Consider the following 21551-nt stretch of genomic DNA (forward strand, 5'->3'; position numbering starts at 1 on the left):
TAACTTCGAGTTAGGTGGAGGGAAACTATCGGAAGGCGTAGCTGGAGGGACTAGTGGCTATTATCTGCCGTAAGCCAACCGTCTCGTACAGTGGAATGGCGCAGGGGAGAAATTCTAACGAACCGTAGAGGCCTTATTGGGTGGGAAATAGGTCACTCAAAAATTCTAACGAACCACAGAGACCTTATTTCGTCGAAATGAGCAGTTTTGCTCGAATTTCGGCTAAATAAGGTCCATACGATTCGTTAGAAATTCAAATCGATGAAATTCGGACAAATAAGACCTGTGGGATTCGTTAGCGCTTCAGCTTAGCCTGCGAACCCATTATCAGCTGCCACAATGCGGCAAATCTGATAACTACAACAACTGGATTTCCCCAAGTCTTCGCTTATGGCTCATGCGGTCGACTATTTCTTCTTCGCCTCGAAGTTCATGCAGGGCTGGCCGGATGACGATAGTACGGCAGCACTTGGCATCGTGGAGGTTTTGAACTTGAACGCTTTGCAGCCTCGCGGGAAATTCGGGTCCCACGTCACATAATAATGGAGACATTGCATGCAATTGATACGCATCGGCGTGGTTGTCATGTCGACACCTCTTAACTTGTGGATCATATCTATTCATTTTACATCAAAGCTTGTTGTTAGTGACAGGTGTCTAGCCTGATTATTTCTAACGAACTGTACAGGCCTTATTATAGCGGAAATTGCCGCCTCTATAATTCTAACGAACCACTGCGGCCTTATTCCGTCAAAATGGGTGGTTTGGAACGTGATTGGGGCCAAATAACGCCTGTACGGTTCGTTAAAATTTCAAATCGATGATTTTCAGTCAAATAAGACCTGTACGGTTCGTTAGCGCTTCTTCGGCATTGTTGCGGCAGCCGCTCGAGTCTGTCGAAATGGTTTATCGATATTTCTCCCTGCTTCATCATCGGCGAATCGCCGCCGAGGCGTGTTAAGAAAACCGCCCCGGCAGGAATGCCTGATAATCCGCCGTCGCCTGCTTCCCTTCGATCCAATCCGCAGCAAGCTTAGCCGTTGCCGGACTGAGCAGAATGCCATTGCGATAATGGCCAACTGCAAATACAACTCGATTCGTGCTGTCTATTGCACCGATAAGCGGAAGCCCATCCTGCGTGGAAGGACGCAATCCAGCCCAGCGATGAAACGGCTCCCTCTCTCCGAGAAAAGGAAAAACCTTCTTATTCCATCTCGTTAGCCGCTCAATCCCCTTGGCCGTTACCGATGTATCGAAGCCGGCAACATCCTCGGAAGCACCGCACACGAGGGTCCCGTTTTCTTTCCCCACCAGATAGCCTTGATTGCCGAATACCATGTGTTGAACCGGCTTCGTCTCTACCTCATAGGCACAAATCTGTCCGCGAATCGGATATACGGGAATTTGGATGCTGAACGTATCGGAAAGTTCTTGCGCCCAAACCCCTGAGCACACTAGCAATCGATCCCCGCTGAACAAGCATCCATCGGCTGCTTGAATGCGAATTTCATCCTCCCATTCAACAACGGTCAGCTTCTCTAGATTCTCATGGATGCTGACCCCTATCAATCGGCAAGCTTGCTCCAACGCTTTGACATAATGAGGGGCATAGAGATGGCTCTCTTCCGGTGTATGCAGCGCGGCTCTTACATTAGGCGACATATGAGGCTCTAGGCGGAATAGTGCATCTCCTTCCACGATGCTGCCGGAAGAACCGAACTGACGCTGCCACAAGAGTCTGCCTTCCAACGCTAGCAAATCCGCATCATGATATGCAATATAGAGACTGCCGGAATTTGTATATTCGAAGGTCTGCTCGGAAATCTCCTTCACACCAGCCTGCCAATTGGGATAAAGCTGTAGACTTTCTAAGCAAAAGCGGAAAAAAGCATCGGATCCTTCAACATTCTCCGAATAAGGCGCCAGCATACCGGCAGCCGCGCCGGACGCCTGCCCCCCGCAGCGATTAATTTCCAGAACCGTAACCTGATAACCCCGCTGCTGTAACTCCAATGCACAGGATAATCCGATGACTCCGCCTCCCATGATCACAATGCTCTCTTTCATTTCCAGACCAACTCTCCCAAGTACTCACTCGCTAGCCTTATTTCAATTTATACGCATCCAAACCGCTGCTTGCCGACGCATAACGTTTCTTCTCAATCCGGCCCGATAGATAAGCAAGGCGACCTGCTTCAATGCCCATTCTCATCGCTTGTGCCATGCCGACAGGATTCCTTGCTTTCGCAACAGGCGTGTTCATCAGTACACCCGATACGCCAAGCTCCATCGCTTGCGTGACATCACTCACCGAGCCAAGGCCGGCATCCACGATGATCGGTACTTGCGCATCTTCGACGATCAGGCTTAAATGATAAGGATTCAATATGCCAAGTCCGGTACCAATTGGAGCTGCTCCCGGCATAACTGCAGCTGCTCCCGCTTCTTCCAGTCGTTTGCACATGATCGGATCATCCGTGATATAAGGAAGCACCGTAAACCCTTCTTTGACGAGAATTTCCGTTGCTTTCAACGTTTCAATCGGATCCGGCAGCAGTGTGCGCTCATTTGCGCTAATCTCTACTTTAATCCAGTCGCTCAGGCCGGAAGCACGCGCCAAACGGGCGATACGAACCGCTTCGTCCGCCGTCCTTGCACCGGACGTATTGGGCAGATACATATATTCGCCATGCTGCAAATGCTGCAGGATGGAATCATCCTCAGTCGACTCAAGGTTGATGCGCCGAATAGCAAAGGTCAACACCTGAGCACCCGAAGCTTTGATCGATTCCATTTGCACGTATGGATTAGGGAAAAGTCCTGTACCGATAAAGAAACGGGAAGTCAATTCACGGCCGCCAATCTTGAAAATATCCTGCTTCATCCGTCAACCTCCTCCAACAAAATGTACCAGCTCGATTTGCATATCCGGTCGAACCGTTGTGGTCTCCCATTGTGCAGCTGTTAGAACAGCCCCGTCTGCCTCAACCACGATCGGTTTACCAGCCAATCCATAATGGACAATGACATCCTGGATCGTCTGAGCCTCCAGCTCCTGCTCCAATCCATTGATTACAAGCACCATCATATGCTCACCCCTATTTCTTCAGCTTCTCGAAGAACGCTTCGCAAGTCCCGCGTACATCGCTGCTCCCGACGATCCCGCTAACCACACAGATTCTTGTCGCGCCTGCGGCGAGGACTTCATCTACGTTGCCAAGTTTAATGCCGCCAATCGCGACAAATGGAATTCGAATATTCGCTGCCACCTCGCGTACATACGAAACACTAACCGGATCAACGACATCGACCTTCGTCTTCGTTTGAAATACAGGCCCGACGCCGATATAATCCGCGCCATCTCGTTCAGCCTGCAGCGCTTCCTCAAGCTTGTGTGTGGAGATACCTATGATTTTGTCGCCAACGATCCGTCTTGCTTCATGTAGCGGCACATCATCTTGGCCCAGATGAATACCATCCGCATCGAACTCCATCGCAACATCGATGTGATCGTTCACGATAAAAGTAACGCCATGCTTCCGAGTAAGCTCCCGAAGCGACTTAGCTTTCTGCAGCAGCTCTGGTTTACCGCTCGTTTTATCCCGCAGCTGAATGATATCCACGCCGCCGAGAATCGCTTCCTCCATCACTTCGATCATGTCCCGGCCCGGGTGAAACTGCTCTCCTGTAATCGCATATAAACGAAACTCTTTCATTCTACGATTCCCTCCCTATTAAGATCCGATATAGCGGGCATACAAAATCTTAGCGCGAACCAAATCATCCGTTCCTTGCACGAATACACGGCCATCCGGAAATAAGACTAGTCTTTCTCCCTCCGGAAGCTCGGCCCGAAGTAAATAAGCATTCACGCTCACCTGCACGACCGCAGGTTCCAGCCGTGCTCGCCATACTTCCAGATCGATCGGCCCATTCCCGGCCATTTGCACCGTTTCTCGTCCGCATAAGGAGATAGCCGAGTCTTGCTCTGCCTGATCCAGAGCGGGATATTGCTTTAACTGGCAGCAAGGACAGTTGTTCCGTGGTTCGCCAAGCTTCATATCGTAATAGTGATTGGTCCACAGATCAAAGGTCACTAAGCTGTTTCTGCGTTTATCATGCGCACCGACCAAATACTTCATCGCTTCAACAGCCTGATAGGAAGCGACTATATCAACGACAGGCGCAATAACGCCGATCGTATCGCAGGTTTGCCCGCTGGCATCCGCAGATTGAATGAAGCAGCGCAGGCAAGGCGTGCTTCCCGGAACCAGAATCGCACTCATCCCTCTCGAGCTGACCGCGCCGCCATACGTAAATGGAATGCCCCTCCGGAAACATGCATCATTGAGCAGAAATCTCGTTTGAAAATTATCCGTTCCGTCCAGGACCAAATCTATCCCCTCTAGGAGGGATTCAATATTATGAACGGTGACATCGGCCACAATCGCTTCGAGCCGGACATCGGAATTGATTTTTTGCAGCTTCTTCTCCGCAGCAATGACCTTGGGGTAGCCTTGCCGAACGTCTTCTTCATCAAATAACATTTGCCGCTGCAAATTGCTCTGCTCCACATAATCGCGATCTACAAACCGCACCAAGCCTACACCGGCTCTTACCATATGGTTAGCCAGCACAGTGCCGAGTGCACCCATGCCTACGATTAAGACTGCACTGTCCTTCAGCTTCTGCTGACCCGCTTCACCGATGGGCGCAAACAGCATCTGCCTTGAATATCGTTCATTCACCTGTCCGACTCTCCTCGCCTTACAAATTGCGGAATGCTTCTGCTGCCTTTACGCTCTTCGAAATCTGACCTTGTTCTGTCAGCCAAGTAATAACGTCGTTCCACGATTGCTCCGACTGGCTGGCAAAAGGATCTTTCCCTGCATCCATGAGCGGCAGCAAGATCGCCAAGCTTTGTTTCTCGACGTCAGCGTCCAGCGGGAATTCCTCGCTCTGTTCATCCAGCAACAGCTGCAGCGCTTCATCCGGATGGCTCGCCGTGTACGCCTGCCCTTTGGCCGCGGCTTCTATGAATTTCTTAATGGGTTCGGAATTACTCTTCAGTCCATCCTCACTTGCAGTCAGAACCAGTTCGTAATAATCCGGCACGCCGTATTTGGAAGGATCGAAGGCAGTCAGCTTCTCGCCCTCTTTCTCCAATAACAGCTTCTCATGATTCACGTAACCGCCGATGATCGCGTCGACCTTCTTCGTGGTCATCGCCGGAATCAGATCCCAACCGACGTCCGTATAGGACAATTTCGATGGGTCGCCGCCGTCTGACTTCACCATCGTATTCACAATCGCTTCATCGAGTGGGATGGATGGGTAACCGATCTTTTTACCAACCAAATCCTTGGGACTGTGAATATCCTTCGAATCGAGCACAAGCAATTGATTGAGCGGATGACGCACAATGGCGCCGACCGACACGATCGGAATCCCTTCGGAACGTGATATTGCCACCTGCATTTGATAACTCAGCGCTAAATCTGCTTTACCTGTCGCCACTAGCTTCAGCGCATCGTTCGTGTCCGCCGGAGTTTGCAGATTCACTTTCAAACCGGCCTCTTCAAAATATCCCTGCGATTGCGCTGCATACAGGAAGGTATGCACGGCGTTCGGATACCAATCGAGCAGGACCGTGATTTCCGTCTCCCCATTTGAAGATTGCTTATTGGACCCACAACCTGCAACCACCAGTAATACAAGTGCAAGGGCTGCCGCCTTCCATGCGCTCTTCGACCATTCTCGTAAATTCACTGTCATTTCTCCTTTTAACTTAACTTCTGCGATGACCCATACACGAACGCTCTAACCATTGAACCACGAGGAACAACATAATCCCCATAGCGGATAACAAAAGCACACCTGAGAACACCGCTTCACCACGAAGCATATTGGATGCCCGCTTCGTGTACATGCCTAGACCATTTTCTCCCCCAAGCCATTCCCCTAGCGTAGCGCCACCAACACTAATTGCGGCTGCCATCTTGAGCCCCGTGAAGAATCCCGGAAGTGCGGATGGAATTTTCCACTTCAGGAAGAGATCCCGTTTGCGAGCACCCATTGTCCGCATCAACTCCCCGATATCGGGATCTGCCGAGCGAAGCCCGTCTGCTGTATTCACAGCTAGCGGGAAGAAGGTGAACAAGACCACAACGGCGATCTTGCTCCAGATTTCATAACCGAACCACATCACCATGATTGGCGATAAGGCGATAATCGGAATCGTTTGGGAGCCGACAATTAGCGGGTAAATCGTCTTCTTAGCTAAGCCGGAGCTTTCAATCCAAGCCGCAGCCAGCGTACCGAAGACAACAGAAATGCCCAGTCCGAGCAGGGACTCTCCCAGCGTGACGCCAAAATGTTTCCCAAGCAGCTGTTTGTTCTCCCACATGGAGACAAACACGTCAGATAACTTCGGGATGATGTAATGCGGGATATTCATTACTCTCGTTCCGACTTCCCACAATACAGCCAGCAGCAGCACGAACAGAAGGACAGGTACATTAACGATTAATCGTCGTTTCATGACCGGCCTCCTCCATTCGAGTCGCCGGTACCAAAACCGATCCAACCCAGCAGCTGTCGCTTCAAGCCGATGAACGTCTCTTCGAGCGCCACTTCATAACCGCGAGGGCGAGGCAGATTGACGTTCAGCTCACGAAGTGTCGTGATGGGAGATTGCGCCGCAACGAGTACCCGATCAGATAGGAGCAGAGCCTCATCGACGTCATGCGTGATGAACAATATCGTTTTGCGATGCTGCTCCCAAACTTGCAGCAGCCATTCTTGCATGCTGATCCGCGTCATGGCATCCAAGGCGCTGAACGGTTCATCCAGCAGAAACAGCTCTCCTCCGCCCAGCAGGGAACGCAGAAACGATACGCGCTGGCGCATGCCGCCGGATAGCTCATGCGGGAATTTGTTTTCCGTTCCTTCCAACCCTAGGCCCGGCAGCAGCTCTAGTACTTGGCGACGTGCCTCCCGCTTCGTCGTTCCGCGCAGCTCCAAGCCTATTGCGGCATTATCGAGAACGGTTCTCCATGGGAGAAGGCAATCCTTTTGCGGCATATATCCGATCTTCCCGTGCTTCGTTGCTTCTGTCGCCGTGTCGCCTGCTGCGCCAATCGCAATCGTTCCTGCTGTAGGAGCAAGCAGTCCGGACAACAACCGGAACAGCGTTGTTTTCCCGATCCCGCTTGCCGCTAGAATACTTACAAATTCACCTTGTTTAATGTCAAAGCTCAACGATTCGAACAACGGCGATTCTTGTGGAAAAGAGAAGCTTAGCCCGCGTACCGATAACGCGGCTTGCTGTCTTCCTGCCTCGATTGTTGTGCTCAAACCGGCCACTCCTCTTGCCGATAAGCCATATCCCAGAACATATATTCAAGCTTGGACGCGATAAGGAAACGTTCCTCTAGCTGCGCAAGCTCTCGTTCAGGCTGGCCTTCTGCCAAACGATCCATCAAACCAATGCACCAATTGGTGAGTGCCTCGAATTCCTCGGAGCCGTACATCAAGATCCACTCCCGATAAAGCGGGTGATCCAAGGCGCCCGGAATCTTCATAAAAGCAGCTCCAATCTCCTGGTAGCTCCACATACATGGGAGCAGTGCGGCTACCACCTCTGCGAGTGAGCCCTGTGCGGCGACATCGAGCAAATATTTGGTATACGCAACGGTCGTTGGCGCAGGACGTGTCTGCTCTAGCTCCTCTGGCGTCACTCCGAAGCGCTCCGCGTAACCCCGGTGGAGCTCCATCTCGACATGCAGCGTGGAGTGAAGCAGCTCCGCAAACTTTACCATCGTTTCCATATCTCTTGCCTTCATGCTCCCCATCGCGAACAACTTGGCATAATCGATCAGATACACATAATCCTGCTTCAAATAATAGATAAACCGCTGCGGATCAAGCGTCCCTTCTCGCAATTCCGTCAGAAAGGGATGCTGGTGGCTCTTCGCCCAAATATCATGTGCTGAATGGTACAGCCTTTCACTAAATCGACTCACCGGTATTCCTCCATCCTCTTGCATGTTCTATCCTTCATCGTCCGGCTTGCTCCGGTTACACCAATCCGCAATGAAGCCGATCATCACCTTGACGTAATCCACTAGCTCCTTCATGTCCGTGCTTTCATTAACGGCATGCGCATGCGCAAGCTCGCCTGGACCGTAGATGACCGTTGGAATTCCTGCCCGCCCCAACCAGCCTGCATCCGTTACCGTTGGACTCATGCCCATCAAAGGTTCGGTGCCTAGCACTTGTTGGTGGTTCGCGAACAAGGCCTTCAATCCATCGCTCTGCGTATCCAACTCTAAGGAAGGGAATATTTCGCCGCGTTCTTCAATCATCGAGCGGCCGCCCCACCGGAAAGCAGGCGGATTGTTTCGCAGCCAAGGATCGGCCTGTGCGATTGCAAGCAAATGCTCCTCCACTTCAGCGGCAACTGTCTCAAAATCCTCATTTGGATAAAAATGTACGGTGATCCAGAGCGCACACTTATCTGCGATGAACGCTGCATGGCGACCTCCTTCAATAACGGCGGGGTTAATCGTATTTGAACCTGCCGGAAAACCGGGGTAGGATTTCGTAACAGCCCAGTGACGCTCCAGCTCTTGAAGCCCTGTAATCAGTTTGGCCATCTTCTCGATAGCGCTAGCCCCTTGAATGCCTCCGCCTGCATGAATCATTCGTGCTCGCATGCCATCATGGAAGGTAACCGGACTTTGGATCGTCACCCAGCCGGTGATGACCCCGCCTTGTCCTTGAATAGCCATTCCGCTCGTATCCGCTACAACGGCAAAATCCGCTTTATATCCACGTTCCATGCAAGCACGCGTCCCGGCTTCGCCAGCCTCTTCACCAATAACGGAATGAAACAGGAGATCGCCTTTCAGCTCAATTCCCGCTTCGGTTAGCAGCTTCACGGCGAATAGAAGGGCGGCGAGCCCGCCTTTCATATCCGAAGTTCCCCTGCCATAGGCTCTACCATCTTTCAAGGTCAGCTGGAATGGATCATTGACCCACTCGCTGCTATCTCCTACCTCAGCAACGTCCATGTGACCATTCAGCAGCAAGCTCTGATACTTCTCCCGCTGCGTGCCGTGTTTGATCGCTGTCACGTTCGGATCGCCGGGATAAACCTCCCACAATTCCGCCTCGAATCCGCTTGATTGGAGATATTCCTGCAGAACCTGCTGTGCCTTTAACGTGTTTCGAGCAGGTGGGCTGACCGTCGGGAAAGCGACCAGTTCAGCCAGCAGAGCAAACAGTTCATCCTGGCGCTCCTCCACTTGATGCTGCAAATGTGAAATGATGGATTCTCTCATTACCTATGTTCTCCTTTCCGTAGGAAAGCAGGCACGAACAACAGAAAAAAACCATTCGAGAATATACGAATGGTTTGAATTCGATACGTTCTCTACGCCAGCATTACCTGGTTCAGATTAACGGTCAGGGAAATAACGTTCCCTATCTCAGCCAGACTCCATCCAGCACCCGTACTTTCATTATGAAATTATCCTCACTATAGCTTATAAACCTACAATTGACAACAAAAGTTAAAATATCACCTAGCATGATGCAGCCTATAAGGCAGCCTTACTATTGATTTACGTTAAATTTCTTCACGAGATCATTCAGCGTCGTACACAATTGATTGAGCGCATCTGCCTCTTCGACAACTTTGCCGAAGCCTTTCACCTGTTCTGCCATCGTTTCCGAGACTTGCTCGGAAGATGCAGCGCTCTCTTCGGAGATGGACGACATCTCATGTACTTCGCCGGCCAACTGACTCGAATCGCCGGATACTTCGGTAATAAAGGTTCCGTTCGTTTGAAGGATTTCCGTGATCTGATTGATTGTGCCCGACAGCAGCCCAAATGCTTGACTTAATTGGACGATCGCTTCGGATTGCTCCATCGATCTCTCCTTTACTTGCTTCATCGCGCCGACCGTATGGCTCGCATCCGATTGCACATTGAGGATGATCTCGCTAATATTTTCCGTCGATTTGCGTGACTGCTCAGCCAGCTTCCTAATCTCGCTTGCCACAACAGCAAAACCTTTTCCAGCTTCTCCTGCTCGCGATGACTCGATAGAGGCATTCAAGGCCAGCAAATTCGTCTGATTCGCGATATGGGATAATTGCTCGATAATTGTGCTGATATTTTGCGTTTTATCATTCAAATTAAAGATTTCCCGCTCGATATTGTTAATCGCTTGTCCGTTATCTTGATTGATTGCGTTCAAATCTCTCATCAAGGACATTCCGTTCTCGTTGCTGGCCTGCATGCCGTCCACAACTTGAAGAATGACGTTTGTATTATCGTAAAGCTGCTTGAATTTATCGGATAGATTCGCGGATATCTCCGAGCTCTTCTCGATCGAATACGATTGCATCTTATTGCCTTGCGCAATCTCATATAGGGAAGCCGACACTTCCTCCGAAGATGCCGTTACTTCTTCCGCTACGGATGCAAGGGAGCGAGATGAAGAATGAATTTGACCGGACACCGTGCGAATGTTTCTCGTAAGGTTCTCCAGTTCCTCCACCATACCGTTGAAATTCGAGCCAATCTCTCCGATCTCGTCTTTGCTGCGAATCGATGTCCGAACCGTAAAGTCGCCTTCCTTCACACGCCTCATATCGAGAATGAGTGTCTTCAGCGGCTTCGAAATTCGGCTTCCCATCAAATAAGCAACTAGGGCAGCTAGGAGTGCAACACAGATTAATACGATGATAATGCGCTTCGTGAGCGTGAACACATCGCTATAAATATCGCTTTTCGAAGAATCGATCAACAACGTTTGCCCGTTGGACAGCTTCGCAAACGAGATCATTTTGTCTTCGTTATTTTCTTGAACCGTCATAACGCCAAGTTCCTGCTTCTTGATCTGTTCTGCCAGACTTGCATGAATGCTGGCCAGATTATCGGTTTGCTTCAATTGCGGATGAATGAGGAAATCTAGATTCGCGTTCAACAACGCGCCGTAGCTATTCTCATAAGGTTTGATGCTATTGACGATATCGGTGAACAGGTTGAAGTTAATGTCCATGCCTACGATACCGATCGACTCGCCTTCCTTGAAGATCGGTACGACATAACTGATCATTTTGACGTTGATATTCTCGTTCATGTAGGGATCCAGCCAAACCGGTTTGCCTGCGTTCACCGGGATATAATACCAGCCCACATGAGCGAGATCGGTCGGATCGTATTGGCTGAAATCTGTAGGCACCAGCTGTTCAATCTTGCCGTCTCCGTCCGAATCTGCATGAAACAGTCCAGATGTCGGCGCGGTAAAATCCGGATTGAATCGGATATAGAACGCCATGGCACCTTCTGTGTTTTGCGAGAACTGCTCCGCCAGCGGTCTAATCTTCTCTTGAAGATCCTTCACGTACCCAGCGTCTGTCTTAAACTTCTGTACATCATCAAGCATCGAGATGGCCGAAACAGCAAGCCCATTAACCGAGTGCTCGATCGCCTCGATCGTAAGATTCAAACTCTTCGCTTTGGAATCGACGTTCAGCTTGGCCGCCTCATCAGAGGATTGCTTCAGCATTTGATTCGCCGTGTTGATTCCGATTAATCCAACAACTAGTACTGCGACAACCGAACACATAATAATGGCAATCATGATCTTTGTTTTTACGGTTTTCATCTAGGATGTCCCTTTCTGTTCATGGATGCATAATCTCGCAAACATAATAAAAAACCTCTTATTAGCTAAGAGGTTCTGTAAACGCTAATGTTTGTGAATCTATTATACTAAAATATGGATGCCATACAAGGATATAATCCAACAATTCAAGTACAAATTGCAAAAAATGTATAGAACCCTCCGCTAAACAACATGGCAGCAAAAAACCGCATTGCAGCCCTTTTCATTAAAGGGTACAATGCGGTGTCTGAGAAATCCACTTGATGAGCTTGATTTGACACGAGAACCGACTCGATAAGCGGCATATCCGCTATCGATGCTCCAAACTGACTGATTCCTGAGCTGATAGCGGCATATCCGCTTAAAGTCTGAAAAACTCGCAACATGAGCTCGTTTCGACCCTGGAATCGGCTCAATAAGCGGTATTTCCGCTATCGATGCTACAAATGAGCTAATTTCCGCGCTGATAGCGGCATATCCGCTTAAAGTTCATTCAACTAGTTCGCAATCTTCAAATCATTGCTATCTTGAGCCGCTATACGTCGCGGGCCTCTTCTTACCAGAAAGTAGTAAGCCAGCAACGCGGTGAAGCTCGTCATTAATATAATGACGCCTAGCGGAACGGCCGTGTCTTCTCCTGCGATACCGACAAGCGGGGAGACAACCGCTCCAAGTAAGAAAGGAACAACTCCAAGCAGTGCAGCCGCGCTGCCCGCCATATGCCCCTGGCTCTCCATCGCAAGCGGGAATGCTGCCGTTGACGTGATGCCGATTGCTGCTACGAAGATAAACAGCGGAATCACGAGTGCGACGAGCGGTCCATGGACGATGCCGACCACTAAGACGATGACGCTTGCCAGTAAGGCTAGCCCAAGGCCGAATAACAGAAAGGCGTGCTCGGATACGCGATGCGCCATCCGCCCCACCAGCTGGGATCCGATGATTAAGCTAATGCCGTTCGATGCAAATAAAAGAGCGAATACAGTCGGTGAGGCCCCATAAATATTTTGATAAATAAAAGGCGTTCCCGAAACATAGGCAAAGACCCCTGCGATCATAATGCCCTGTGCAAGCATATAACCGAGAAACTGGCGTTCCCGCAAGAGCGACCCATAGTTCCGCAGCTGCTCCACGAAATTGCTGGGCCTGCGGCGATCAGCTGGCAGCGTCTCCTGAAGTCCCCATTTGGTCATCATTAATAAATAGATTCCGAGCAGTGCCAGTGCAATAAATACGCCGATCCACGTCGTGAATGAAAGAACGCCGCTGCCTGAAACCGGCGCCACGAGCGGCCCCAAGTTACCGACAAGCAGAAGCAGCGAGAAAAATTTCGTAAGTTCATGACCGCTGTACAGGTCCCGTGCGATTGCACGAGAAATGACAATGCCAGCCGCGGCGGCAAATCCTTGTACGAACCGTAAGGCGATCAACACCCCGATATTAGGCGAGATTGCACAAGCTAACGAGGCTGCAACATAAACAGCCATAGAGATTAGCAGGGGATTGCGTCTTCCGTAGACATCGCTCAGCGAACCCATGACGAGCTGGCCGATGCCAAGTCCGAGTAAACAAGCGGTTAAGCTGAGCTGTACCAGTGAAGCTGTCGTATCGAATTGCTTCACAATCTCCGGGAACGCTGGTAAATACATATCGATCGTAAAAGGTCCGAGTGTCGAGAATAAACCGAGCAGCATAGCTAATCTAAACACATTCCGACTGTTTTTGCTGGTCATAATATAGCAAATCTCCTTCTGTTCGATTCCGTGCTAAGAGTCTGTTTCTCATCCTATCACACCTGCACGGAAGCCGACAACAAATGCGAGTACACAAAATAAGCCAACCCGTAACCACGAGTTGGCTTATTCTTACAAACTCTCTATCCGATCTGTATAACCGTCAATATATTACCGTAAAGGTCAAAGAAGTCAAACCGCCTCGGCTCGCCTTCGCGATAACCGGTCAGCTTCACTCCACGCTCTTCCATCTTAGCTCGTACCGAATCCAAATCGTTCGCAGCAAAGTTGAACGGGCAATAATTTTGATTAGCCACATAGTCCTTCACCTCGACGAGATGAAAACCAACGTTGTCGCCTACAGCTAATCCTGCAAACCTCTTATTCTGCCAACGCACCTCAAGTCCAAAAATCTCAGTATACCACTCTAGCGCTTTCCCCAAATCCCGTACCGGCAAAAATACCGCGTCAATCCGCTCTATCAACTTTTCGCTTTGTTGCTCTCCCGCTCGCCTTGCAGCCAATGAAAAATACTCCTACAATGAATGTATATTAATTGAGAGCGAGCGTGATTGCGATGGAAACCATACAACTTTTGGAACCTGCAGCTATAACGAATAACACTTTTAGGAGGTTCTATGACAAACATAGATCGATTACAACCCATTTCAAATACCGTCAAAATGCACAATAACGAGGTCGAGATTGATGCCTCGCTAGTGAAACGGTTACTCGCCGAACAATTCCCGCAGTGGGCGGAGCTTCCGATCACTCGGATCAAGTCTAGCGGAACGGACAATGCGATTTTTCGACTTGGCGAGGAATTAGCCGTTCGAATGCCACGCATCGATTGGGCAACAGGACAAGCTGAATTAGAACGATTGTGGCTGCCCAGAATCGCGCCTCATCTACCGTTAGCCATTCCCGCCCCGCTCGCAATTGGGGTTCCCGCCGAGGGTTATCCGTGGGAATGGGCTGTCTATCGGTGGTTCAAGGGAGTAGATGCGATTGCCCAGAGCATCGACGATCTGGATCAAGCTGCAGCCGATATCGCACAGTTCGTCAGCGCCATGCAGCGTATCGACCTCGGCAGCGCAGAAGGGTTTGCGTCCGAAGCCGAAGCTGCACCTCCGGCATCCTCACGAGGCATGTCATTAGCACCGAGAGATACCGGTGTTCGCAAGGCCATCACTGAACTCGAAGGTATGATTGACCAACGCGCGGCAACACTGGCTTGGGAAGAAGCTCTGCAAGCACCGGAGTGGCAAGGGGCTGGCGTCTGGATTCATGGTGATATCCACGCAGGGAATTTACTCATTGAACAAGGTCGTATTAGTGCCGTTATCGACTTTGGCTGTATGGGCCTCGGCGATCCCGCAGTCGACATGCTGTTTGCTTGGAGTATTCTCACCGACGCAACGCGGCCTAAATTCCGTGCAGTGCTGCAGCCGGATGACGCAACCTGGGCGCGGGGCCGCGGCTATGCATTGTCGATGGGCTTGTTCGCATTGCCTTATTACAAGGACACCAACCCTGTATTTGCCTCCGTCGCAAAACGAATTATTGATGAAGTGCTCACTGATTTCAAGAACAGGAACGATTCGTAACGCGTTACGCGAAACGCCACAGCAGCACACACCAAAAACCGCATTGCACCCTCTTCTCAGGGTGCAATGCGGTTTTTCTAGTTAATCAACTAATGTTTCGGCTCCGCAACAGGAAAGCCGACCTTCTCATTTCGCAGCAAACGCTGCGCTTTCTCTGACAGCTGATCGTACGTTTCTTGCGGAATTTGAATCGTGCCTTCACGATGCCTGTTCTCCGAGTAAATAAGCGCGATATTCGGTCTATGCTTATCGGACTTGTTCGGCGTACCGCGGTGCCAAACTCGATCATCGCGAATCAAGATGGAGCCTGCCGGCATGAGCATCTTGATGCCATGCATATGTTCGGCGAGCTTTGATTTGCTGAATGCATTAGGCGCATACCAGTTGTCCGGATGCAGATGCGTCCCGCCCGGCCATATCTCCATGGGACCGTTATTCTTATGAACATCTACAAGCGGATAATTGACAATTAAGTTCACAATCGGCAAATTCGCTGCGTATTTGTCGCCGTAGCGCGAGGATGTATCCGAATGCACTGGCTGTGATTGTTTACCGCCGGGCATGGACGTGTTTGTTGCAAAATAGGTCATTAAGCAGTCTTCACCCAAAATCCGATCTACGATTTCGGTCACGAATGGGTTCGCAATAATCGCTTCATCGCAAAACGGCTTCTCAAACGGCAGGTATAGACGAACGTGGTTGGTGCCATCGTTAAATCCGTTCTTCGGGTTCAGAATCTCTTCACGATGCTCTTCAAAGTAAGGATCTAGAATAGCTGTATAGCTGTCGAACAACTCCTCCACTTGTGCTCTGGGCAAAACTTCTTCAAATAACACATAACCGTTGACTTTGATCAGCTGAATGGCGAGTTCTAACGTTTCCGGAGATAACTTGCCACTTTCCAGTTCCTCGGCGCTAAGTCTCATTTCATACCAACCTCCACTTGGATTTAATGAACGGCTACTTAAACGTTTGGGACGATCGCCATCATGATGTACACGTCAGCTTTACAGTAATCGCTTTGTACTCTCCCGCACGATTAATTCATTCTTCAGCACCACGTTGTGGTCAACATCCGTTCCTTCGAGCATCTCGATCAGCAGCTTTGCCGATGCCCAGCCCATCTCGTATTTGTTTTGATGAACGGTGGTCAGTTTCGGCGTACAATACGAGGAGAGAATGATGTCGTCATAGCCGACGACGGATACCGAATCGGGCACTTTTCTCCCCCTCTTCTCAAGAGCTCTCATCGCGCCGAGCGCCATCAAATCGCTGGAGCAAAATACGGCCGTAACCCCCGGATGTTCATCCAAAATACGCATCATCGCCTGTTCCCCGCCCTCTTCAGAAAACTTTCCATCGAAAACTTTCGAAGAATCGAAAGCATATTCGCGTTCGAAGAGCGCCTTCTTAAAACCCCTTAACCGCTGCTCGCTGACATGTGCTTCAGCATAGCCGTTGATCATCGCTATATTCGTATGGCCCCATTCCATTAAATGATGAATGGCCAATCGAACCCCTTCAATATTGTCGGTCGTGACATTCCCCAGAATCTCATTCGAGAATGGGATATCAATGAGGACGCAAGGGAAATTGGACTTCTTGATGACTTCCTCCAGGTACGGATCGTCAACTCTTAAGCCGAAAATAATCGCCCCATCCACATTTCTCTCTTTGCATAAATTGTAGTAGGATTTGATCCGCTGCTTAGACGGACTTGTGCTGAACAACAAGATATCATAATCCATCTCGTTTGCCCGATCGTTGATACCGCATAAGATCTCGAAGGCGAGATTATCTTTTCCTCCTGTATACTTAAGACCCGAGAAAATAACGCCAATGGTTCGCGTCTTGCTCGATACCAAACTTCTCGCTACCGCATTAGGTGAATAATCCAATGCTTCGGCAATTTCATGAATTCTTCGTTTTGTCTCCTGGCTCACGTCATCATAGCCGTTAAGTGCTCTGGAAACGGTAGTGGTCGATACTCCGGCCATCCTTGCAATATCTTTAATCGTCGCCAACCGCACTCACCTAACCTTTCACCCCGCCGCTGACAACGCTTTGCTGCACCTGTTCCTGAGCCACCATATATAAAATAATGCTAGGCAGCGTCACGAGCGTCAGTGCTGCGAATAGCTGGGTGTAGTTGTACGAGAATTGTTCGGTGAAAAATTGCAAAGCGACAGGCAGCGTCCGATTCTCTGCGGAAGCCGTTAGCATGAACCCATAGAAAAATTCGTTCCAGTTACCGAGGAACATCAGAATGCCTGCGGTTGCCAAGCCTGATTTGGCAAGCGGCAAATTGATATAGAAGAACACCTGCCAGAAGTTAGCCGATTCCATATAGGCCGCTTCATCGAGCTCTCTTGGAATGGAGAGGAACGTGGCCCTCATGATGAACAGCGATACAGCCAGTCCTGCCGATATGTATACGACAATGAGTGCCAGTCTCGTATCATAGAGTCCGGTGATATTGATGAAGGAGAAAATGGGCTGTGCCGTCGCATGGCCGGGGATGAGCAGCGTAATCGAGAACAGCACAAACAATACATGTTTGCCCTTGAACTCAAATTTGGCAAAAGAATAAGCCGCTAAGGCGTAGAATAGAAGCGCAATGAGTGTAGAGGAAACCGATATCAGGACAGAGTTCGTCGTATTGCTTAAGAAGTTATTCATCTTCAGCACTGAATAATAGGCATGGAAATTAATATCGACCGGAAGCGAAAACGGCGTGTTTAATATCGCCTTGTTTGATTTAAACGAAGAGACGACAATCCAGAGCAGCGGGACGAGCGATATGCAGACTGTGAATAAGAGCACCAAATAACTGAAAGCCCCTACCAGGCCGCGTTTCAAAGGTTCAGCCTTCATAAAGCAGGATCACCACCTATCAGTTGTAGACACTTTTGTTCATCTTGAACACTTTGGTCGTAATGGCCAGAACCCCGATCCCCAGAATAATCATGATCGTTGCGACCGCATTGGCATAACCGAATTGATAGTTAACGATGCCATCGTAGAGCATGACCGAAATATTATACGTGGAGTTCCCTGGCCCGCCTTTGGTTGTCAAGAAGATCGCTTCGAACATCGTAATTCTCGCAATGATCGATAATATAACCGAAGTCCCCAGCGAACCGCGAATCAATGGCAAATTGATCCTCCAGTGGATTTGAGCTTCTGTCGCACCGTCAATTTTCGCCGCTTCATGCAGTTCCTTAGGAATCGCCATCAGGTCAGATAAGACGAGCAGCGTTACGATTACCGCGTAGAAGACCCATGTTAAGCTGATTGCAGAGAACGCGTATTGCTGATCGAAGAACCAATTCGTATGAAAGTTCGAGAAGCCGAGCTTTCGAATGAAATTGTTGAGCAGACCCATCTGGTCATTGAAGATAAAGCGATAGATAATCGCCCATGCCGAAACTGCAATAACATTGGGAATCATGAATACACCACGCACAAATCTCCAGCCGACCGGCCTCTTAAAGATTATAAACGCAACAAGTGCTCCGAAAGGGACATGAATGAAGGTGGCAATGAGCGACCATTTCAATAGATTCAGTAAGGAGACGATAATCGTATTGTCGTCCAGGAAAATCATTTTATAATTATCGAATCCAATAAATTTAGCGGAGTTAAAGCCATTCCACTCCATGAATCCGGTTGTAAACACGGTCAGAATCGGGACCAAATAGAACGTCAAAAAGACGATAAACGTAGGCACGATAAAGAGATAAACCCAGAATTTATTGTACTTGTACATGACAGAACTCCTCCCCGAAGAGCGGTAATCGATGCATGCCATTAAGATTAACTTAGAGTCTCTGGCCAAGAAGCGCATAAGCGACACGCCATACGCTCCTTGCGAGACCAATCCTTAATGGCATGTTCGTTATTTCTTAAACTTCTCGGCTGTGTCTGTCATCGCTTTACAGAACTGTTCGGGAGTCATATCGTTCGTAGCTAGAAGAGGCAAGTTTTTGGCAAACAGATCCGCAACGGATTGCGGCACGATATCATAGATCAATCGATTCAGTGTTTTCATCTTGGAGCCTACTTCATCGTTTAACTGTCTCAGAATCGGATCCAGCTTTGCTTTCGCATCATCGGGCATTGGCAGCTTTGGAGCAAAGCCGCCTTCTGCTACCAGAAATGCATTCAATTCATCCGGAGAGTAGATGAATTTGAAGTACTCAATCAAACCATCCACCGTTTCCTGAGGTGTATCCTTAGGAATAGAATACCAGTATCCGTCAGCAGAGCCGAGCGCAACGCCATTCGGATAGATGGTTGCACCTACTTTACCCGCGAAACCCTCGGAGGCTTTGTCTGGATTGCTGAAGTCCCCTACCATCCATGGACCGTTCGCGATCATCGCCGTGTTATCGCTGAAGAATTCATTGGCTGCGATGGAGTAGGTCGCACCAAGCGCGGATTTTGTTGTGTAATCCGTTAGCAGCTTCTGCACCTTTGCAAAGGTATCTATCCACAGCGGCGAGTTAAAGTTGGTCACGATATCGCCTTTTGTTAATAGATCTTGACCTTCTGTCTCCGAGGCAATCATGGCGGAAGCAAGCAGCATCGTCGTCCAACCGTTCTCGCCGGTCATGAGGGATAGCGGCGTAACCCCGGCCGCTTTCAATTTATCCAAATCACTGAAGAATCCGTCCCATGTCGTCGACGGTTCCGTAATGCCGGCTTTCTGGAGCAATTCTTTGTTGTAATACAGTCCGATTGGACGCTCGAAAGCAAGTGGCAGCGAAACAATATTGCCGTTCTTATCCGTGTTATATTTAACAGAATCATCAATCAAAATGTTTTTGATTTCTGGAGTATTGTCGATGTAAGGTTTCAAATCGAGGAGGTCGCCGTTGTTAATCATAATGTCGGCAAGCTCTTTATCGACTTCGATAAGCGGAGGGAGTTTCTTCTGCTGATAGAGGAGTTTTATTTTCTTCGAGTATTCGTCTTGCACGATTTCTTCGATCTCAATCTTGTACTTGCCGGCATACTTCTGGTTAAAGCGTTCAATCTGAGGAAGGTAGAAGATCGCTCCGACGTTATTTCCCGTTTTGTAGCTCGGGAACTTGATTACAACTTCTTTGCCGCTGTCTGCATTGGTAGTGCCACTATTTGAATTTGCTGATTTGCCGTTGTTATTGTTGTTGCTGCTGCAAGCTGCCAACGATACAACAAGAAGGATTGCAACTAGTAAGAAACTAATGTTCTTCACAGATAAACCTCCCCTAATTTTAGCTCGTTACTTCCGTTTGAGTGAAGTATGACTGAAAATGTGGTGGGTATCAGTTCGAATTGTTAGCATACGAGTCTGCAAAAAAAGTGGAACCGGAACACTCCTTTCTAGATGGAAAATGAATTAACGCTTCTTCCGAAACGTTTAAGGAAGACTGCGCCTTCATTATAATTACTGATGGAAGCGATTACAAGGAAGTATTTACCATTCGATTGAAGTTGTTAGGATTCGACAAAATAGCCTCCCATCCAATAAAAAGCCACTTCTTGTCGAGGATTCGCAGCTGGTTAGGCGGGCACATCATAACAAAAAGCGTCCACAAGTGGACGCTTCTCTGATTCATTCGCTTATCTATGTCTTCGGAAACTGCCCTGCATCTAGAAGGCGCCGTTTCGCTTCCTCATAAACATCAGCTGAAAGCACGCCTTTCTGGGCAATCCGAATGTTTTCCGTCAAATGCTCCGGACTCTTGGTCCCGACGATCGTTGTCGTCAAGTCTGGGTGACTTAAGGTATACCGCAGCAAGAACGCTGTACGGCTTTCTCCATCTTCCAATAGTTCGTCGAGCTTGGCATTTTCCCAGGCGGCCCATTTATCCCCATTGCCCAAACCTACTCCCGGTTCACCACGCCCAACTCCACCGCGGATGATGGTTCCCGCACCTGAATGTGCTGCATCTGAGATCACGTTTTCGTGATCACGCTCTAGTGCAGAGTATGGGATTTGAAAGCTGTCAAATACGCCGGTTTCGATGTATTTTGAGATGTGGGGAAGTGTTGAAGATATTCCGATCCACCGCACTTTACCTGTTGCTTGAATTTCCTTCAGCACATCAATCAACTGTCCTTCATCGGTTTGATCAACGGTAGGATTATGAAGCTGCATGAGGTCGATGTAGTCGGTCTTCATTCTTCGTAAGCTTACATCTACATTGCGCAATAGATTATCTCTAGTCCATACGTGAGGTGTCTCATCATGGTCGCCGGCATCGACGACCGTGCAGCCGCATTTGGTTGCTAAGAAATACTCGCTGCGTCGGTGGCTGATGAATCGCCCGATGTACTCTTCGCTTAACCCGTAATCGTAAGCGGTGTCAATAAAATTGATTCCGGCATCCAGCACGGCGTTTAGGATTCGCTCCGCCTCGGAATCCGTTACGGGACGACCGCCCCAGATTCGAGGTCCTCGAATTTCCATCGCACCAAACCCTAGTGAGGTAACTTCCAGCCCAGTTCGTCCCAATTGTCTCTTCTGCATCCATTTTCACTC

The 21551-nt window shown here is 49.3% G+C and carries 21 protein-coding genes and 1 riboswitch; of the genes, 1 reads left to right on the plus strand and 20 read right to left on the minus strand.

From position 1 onward, the window contains the following. Positions 1-407 precede the first annotated feature (407 nt). The 14 genes from AC506A_RS10595 to AC506A_RS10660 form a co-directional block, all read right to left on the minus strand. Positions 408-587, minus strand: coding sequence for a uracil-DNA glycosylase (locus tag AC506A_RS10595; RefSeq protein ID WP_495460889.1), 180 nt, complete (start codon positions 585-587; stop codon positions 408-410). A gap of 370 nt (positions 588-957) precedes the next feature. Then, positions 958-2067: a glycine oxidase ThiO gene (thiO, locus tag AC506A_RS10600; protein WP_495460890.1), complete on the minus strand. Its 1110-nt coding sequence runs from the start codon at positions 2065-2067 to the stop codon at positions 958-960. A 37-nt stretch (positions 2068-2104) separates the two neighbouring features. Next, complete coding sequence (locus tag AC506A_RS10605; RefSeq protein ID WP_495460891.1) at positions 2105-2884, minus strand: thiazole synthase; 780 nt, start codon at positions 2882-2884, stop codon at positions 2105-2107. Between the two features lie 3 nt (positions 2885-2887). Further along, positions 2888-3088, minus strand: a complete 201-nt coding sequence (gene thiS / locus AC506A_RS10610) for a sulfur carrier protein ThiS (protein ID WP_495460892.1) — start codon at positions 3086-3088, stop codon at positions 2888-2890. 10 nt (positions 3089-3098) lie between these two features. Next, positions 3099-3716 (minus strand): thiamine phosphate synthase, encoded by a 618-nt coding sequence (thiE, locus tag AC506A_RS10615; protein ID WP_495460893.1) that lies wholly within the window; start codon positions 3714-3716, stop codon positions 3099-3101. An 18-nt stretch (positions 3717-3734) separates the two neighbouring features. After that, positions 3735-4748 carry a ThiF family adenylyltransferase gene (locus AC506A_RS10620; RefSeq protein ID WP_495460894.1) on the minus strand — a complete coding sequence of 338 codons (1014 nt, stop codon included), beginning with the start codon at positions 4746-4748 and terminating at the stop codon, positions 3735-3737. 19 nt (positions 4749-4767) lie between these two features. Continuing rightward, complete coding sequence (locus AC506A_RS10625; protein ID WP_495460895.1) at positions 4768-5775, minus strand: ABC transporter substrate-binding protein; 1008 nt, start codon at positions 5773-5775, stop codon at positions 4768-4770. Positions 5776-5788: 13 nt separating this feature from the next. Then, the gene (locus tag AC506A_RS10630) at positions 5789-6541 is read right to left on the minus strand and encodes an ABC transporter permease (RefSeq protein WP_495460896.1); all 753 of its coding nucleotides are present in this window, start codon (positions 6539-6541) and stop codon (positions 5789-5791) included. Continuing rightward, positions 6538-7365, minus strand: coding sequence for an ABC transporter ATP-binding protein (locus tag AC506A_RS10635; protein ID WP_495460897.1), 828 nt, complete (start codon positions 7363-7365; stop codon positions 6538-6540). Before AC506A_RS10635 ends, AC506A_RS10630 begins: the two co-directional genes overlap by 4 nt. Then, entirely contained in the window at positions 7353-8048 is a 696-nt protein-coding gene (gene tenA / locus AC506A_RS10640) for a thiaminase II (protein ID WP_495460898.1), read from the minus strand. The genes AC506A_RS10635 and tenA overlap by 13 nt, the downstream gene beginning before the upstream one ends. Positions 8049-8051: 3 nt before the next feature. Continuing rightward, the gene (locus AC506A_RS10645) at positions 8052-9344 is read right to left on the minus strand and encodes an acetylornithine deacetylase (protein ID WP_495460899.1); all 1293 of its coding nucleotides are present in this window, start codon (positions 9342-9344) and stop codon (positions 8052-8054) included. Between the two features lie 72 nt (positions 9345-9416). Then, positions 9417-9527, minus strand: a riboswitch (TPP riboswitch). A gap of 91 nt (positions 9528-9618) precedes the next feature. Continuing rightward, positions 9619-11682, minus strand: a complete 2064-nt coding sequence (locus AC506A_RS10650) for a methyl-accepting chemotaxis protein (protein WP_495460900.1) — start codon at positions 11680-11682, stop codon at positions 9619-9621. 497 nt (positions 11683-12179) lie between these two features. Continuing rightward, positions 12180-13415, minus strand: coding sequence for a multidrug effflux MFS transporter (locus AC506A_RS10655; protein WP_495460901.1), 1236 nt, complete (start codon positions 13413-13415; stop codon positions 12180-12182). A 143-nt stretch (positions 13416-13558) separates the two neighbouring features. Beyond that, a complete protein-coding gene (locus tag AC506A_RS10660; protein ID WP_495460902.1) occupies positions 13559-13939 on the minus strand; it encodes a VOC family protein in 381 nt (126 codons plus the stop codon). A 114-nt stretch (positions 13940-14053) separates the two neighbouring features. Here AC506A_RS10660 and AC506A_RS10665 point away from each other — a divergent pair, with 114 nt between their 5' ends. Continuing rightward, complete coding sequence (locus tag AC506A_RS10665) at positions 14054-15022, plus strand: aminoglycoside phosphotransferase family protein (RefSeq protein WP_495460903.1); 969 nt, start codon at positions 14054-14056, stop codon at positions 15020-15022. Positions 15023-15111: 89 nt separating this feature from the next. On the opposite strand, the gene AC506A_RS10670 is transcribed toward AC506A_RS10665, so the two are convergent. The 6 genes from AC506A_RS10670 to AC506A_RS10695 all read right to left on the minus strand — a co-directional run bounded on the left by AC506A_RS10670 (position 15112) and on the right by AC506A_RS10695 (position 21539). Next, on the minus strand, positions 15112-15948 hold the full coding sequence (locus AC506A_RS10670; RefSeq protein WP_495460904.1) for a phytanoyl-CoA dioxygenase family protein: 837 nt from the start codon (positions 15946-15948) through the stop codon (positions 15112-15114). Between the two features lie 81 nt (positions 15949-16029). After that, on the minus strand, positions 16030-17046 hold the full coding sequence (locus tag AC506A_RS10675) for a LacI family DNA-binding transcriptional regulator (protein ID WP_495460905.1): 1017 nt from the start codon (positions 17044-17046) through the stop codon (positions 16030-16032). A 10-nt stretch (positions 17047-17056) separates the two neighbouring features. Continuing rightward, positions 17057-17896 (minus strand): carbohydrate ABC transporter permease, encoded by an 840-nt coding sequence (locus tag AC506A_RS10680; protein ID WP_495460906.1) that lies wholly within the window; start codon positions 17894-17896, stop codon positions 17057-17059. Positions 17897-17915: 19 nt separating this feature from the next. Beyond that, on the minus strand, positions 17916-18791 hold the full coding sequence (locus AC506A_RS10685; protein WP_495460907.1) for a carbohydrate ABC transporter permease: 876 nt from the start codon (positions 18789-18791) through the stop codon (positions 17916-17918). 129 nt (positions 18792-18920) lie between these two features. Further along, positions 18921-20261 carry an ABC transporter substrate-binding protein gene (locus AC506A_RS10690; protein ID WP_495460908.1) on the minus strand — a complete coding sequence of 447 codons (1341 nt, stop codon included), beginning with the start codon at positions 20259-20261 and terminating at the stop codon, positions 18921-18923. Between the two features lie 372 nt (positions 20262-20633). Then, a complete protein-coding gene (locus AC506A_RS10695) occupies positions 20634-21539 on the minus strand; it encodes an aldo/keto reductase (RefSeq protein ID WP_495460909.1) in 906 nt (301 codons plus the stop codon). Positions 21540-21551 lie beyond the last annotated feature (12 nt).

The organism is Paenibacillus sp. N22P23 (genome assembly GCF_059383735.1).

Excerpts from the sequence above, each read along its gene's own strand:
- AC506A_RS10605 (WP_495460891.1), bottom strand. The coding sequence starts at position 2,884 with ATGAAGCAGGATATTTTCAAGATTGGCGGCCGTGAATTGACTTCCCGT.
- thiO (WP_495460890.1), bottom strand. The coding sequence starts at position 2,067 with ATGAAAGAGAGCATTGTGATCATGGGAGGCGGAGTCATCGGATTATCC.
- AC506A_RS10595 (WP_495460889.1), bottom strand. The coding sequence starts at position 587 with ATGACAACCACGCCGATGCGTATCAATTGCATGCAATGTCTCCATTAT.
- AC506A_RS10680 (WP_495460906.1), bottom strand. The coding sequence starts at position 17,896 with ATGAAGGCTGAACCTTTGAAACGCGGCCTGGTAGGGGCTTTCAGTTAT.
- AC506A_RS10630 (WP_495460896.1), bottom strand. The coding sequence starts at position 6,541 with ATGAAACGACGATTAATCGTTAATGTACCTGTCCTTCTGTTCGTGCTG.
- AC506A_RS10625 (WP_495460895.1), bottom strand. The coding sequence starts at position 5,775 with ATGACAGTGAATTTACGAGAATGGTCGAAGAGCGCATGGAAGGCGGCA.
- AC506A_RS10650 (WP_495460900.1), bottom strand. The coding sequence starts at position 11,682 with ATGAAAACCGTAAAAACAAAGATCATGATTGCCATTATTATGTGTTCG.
- thiS (WP_495460892.1), bottom strand. The coding sequence starts at position 3,088 with ATGATGGTGCTTGTAATCAATGGATTGGAGCAGGAGCTGGAGGCTCAG.
- AC506A_RS10655 (WP_495460901.1), bottom strand. The coding sequence starts at position 13,415 with ATGACCAGCAAAAACAGTCGGAATGTGTTTAGATTAGCTATGCTGCTC.
- AC506A_RS10665 (WP_495460903.1), top strand. The coding sequence starts at position 14,054 with ATGACAAACATAGATCGATTACAACCCATTTCAAATACCGTCAAAATG.
- AC506A_RS10685 (WP_495460907.1), bottom strand. The coding sequence starts at position 18,791 with ATGTACAAGTACAATAAATTCTGGGTTTATCTCTTTATCGTGCCTACG.
- thiE (WP_495460893.1), bottom strand. The coding sequence starts at position 3,716 with ATGAAAGAGTTTCGTTTATATGCGATTACAGGAGAGCAGTTTCACCCG.
- AC506A_RS10670 (WP_495460904.1), bottom strand. The coding sequence starts at position 15,948 with ATGAGACTTAGCGCCGAGGAACTGGAAAGTGGCAAGTTATCTCCGGAA.
- tenA (WP_495460898.1), bottom strand. The coding sequence starts at position 8,048 with ATGCAAGAGGATGGAGGAATACCGGTGAGTCGATTTAGTGAAAGGCTG.
- AC506A_RS10645 (WP_495460899.1), bottom strand. The coding sequence starts at position 9,344 with ATGAGAGAATCCATCATTTCACATTTGCAGCATCAAGTGGAGGAGCGC.
- AC506A_RS10695 (WP_495460909.1), bottom strand. The coding sequence starts at position 21,539 with ATGCAGAAGAGACAATTGGGACGAACTGGGCTGGAAGTTACCTCACTA.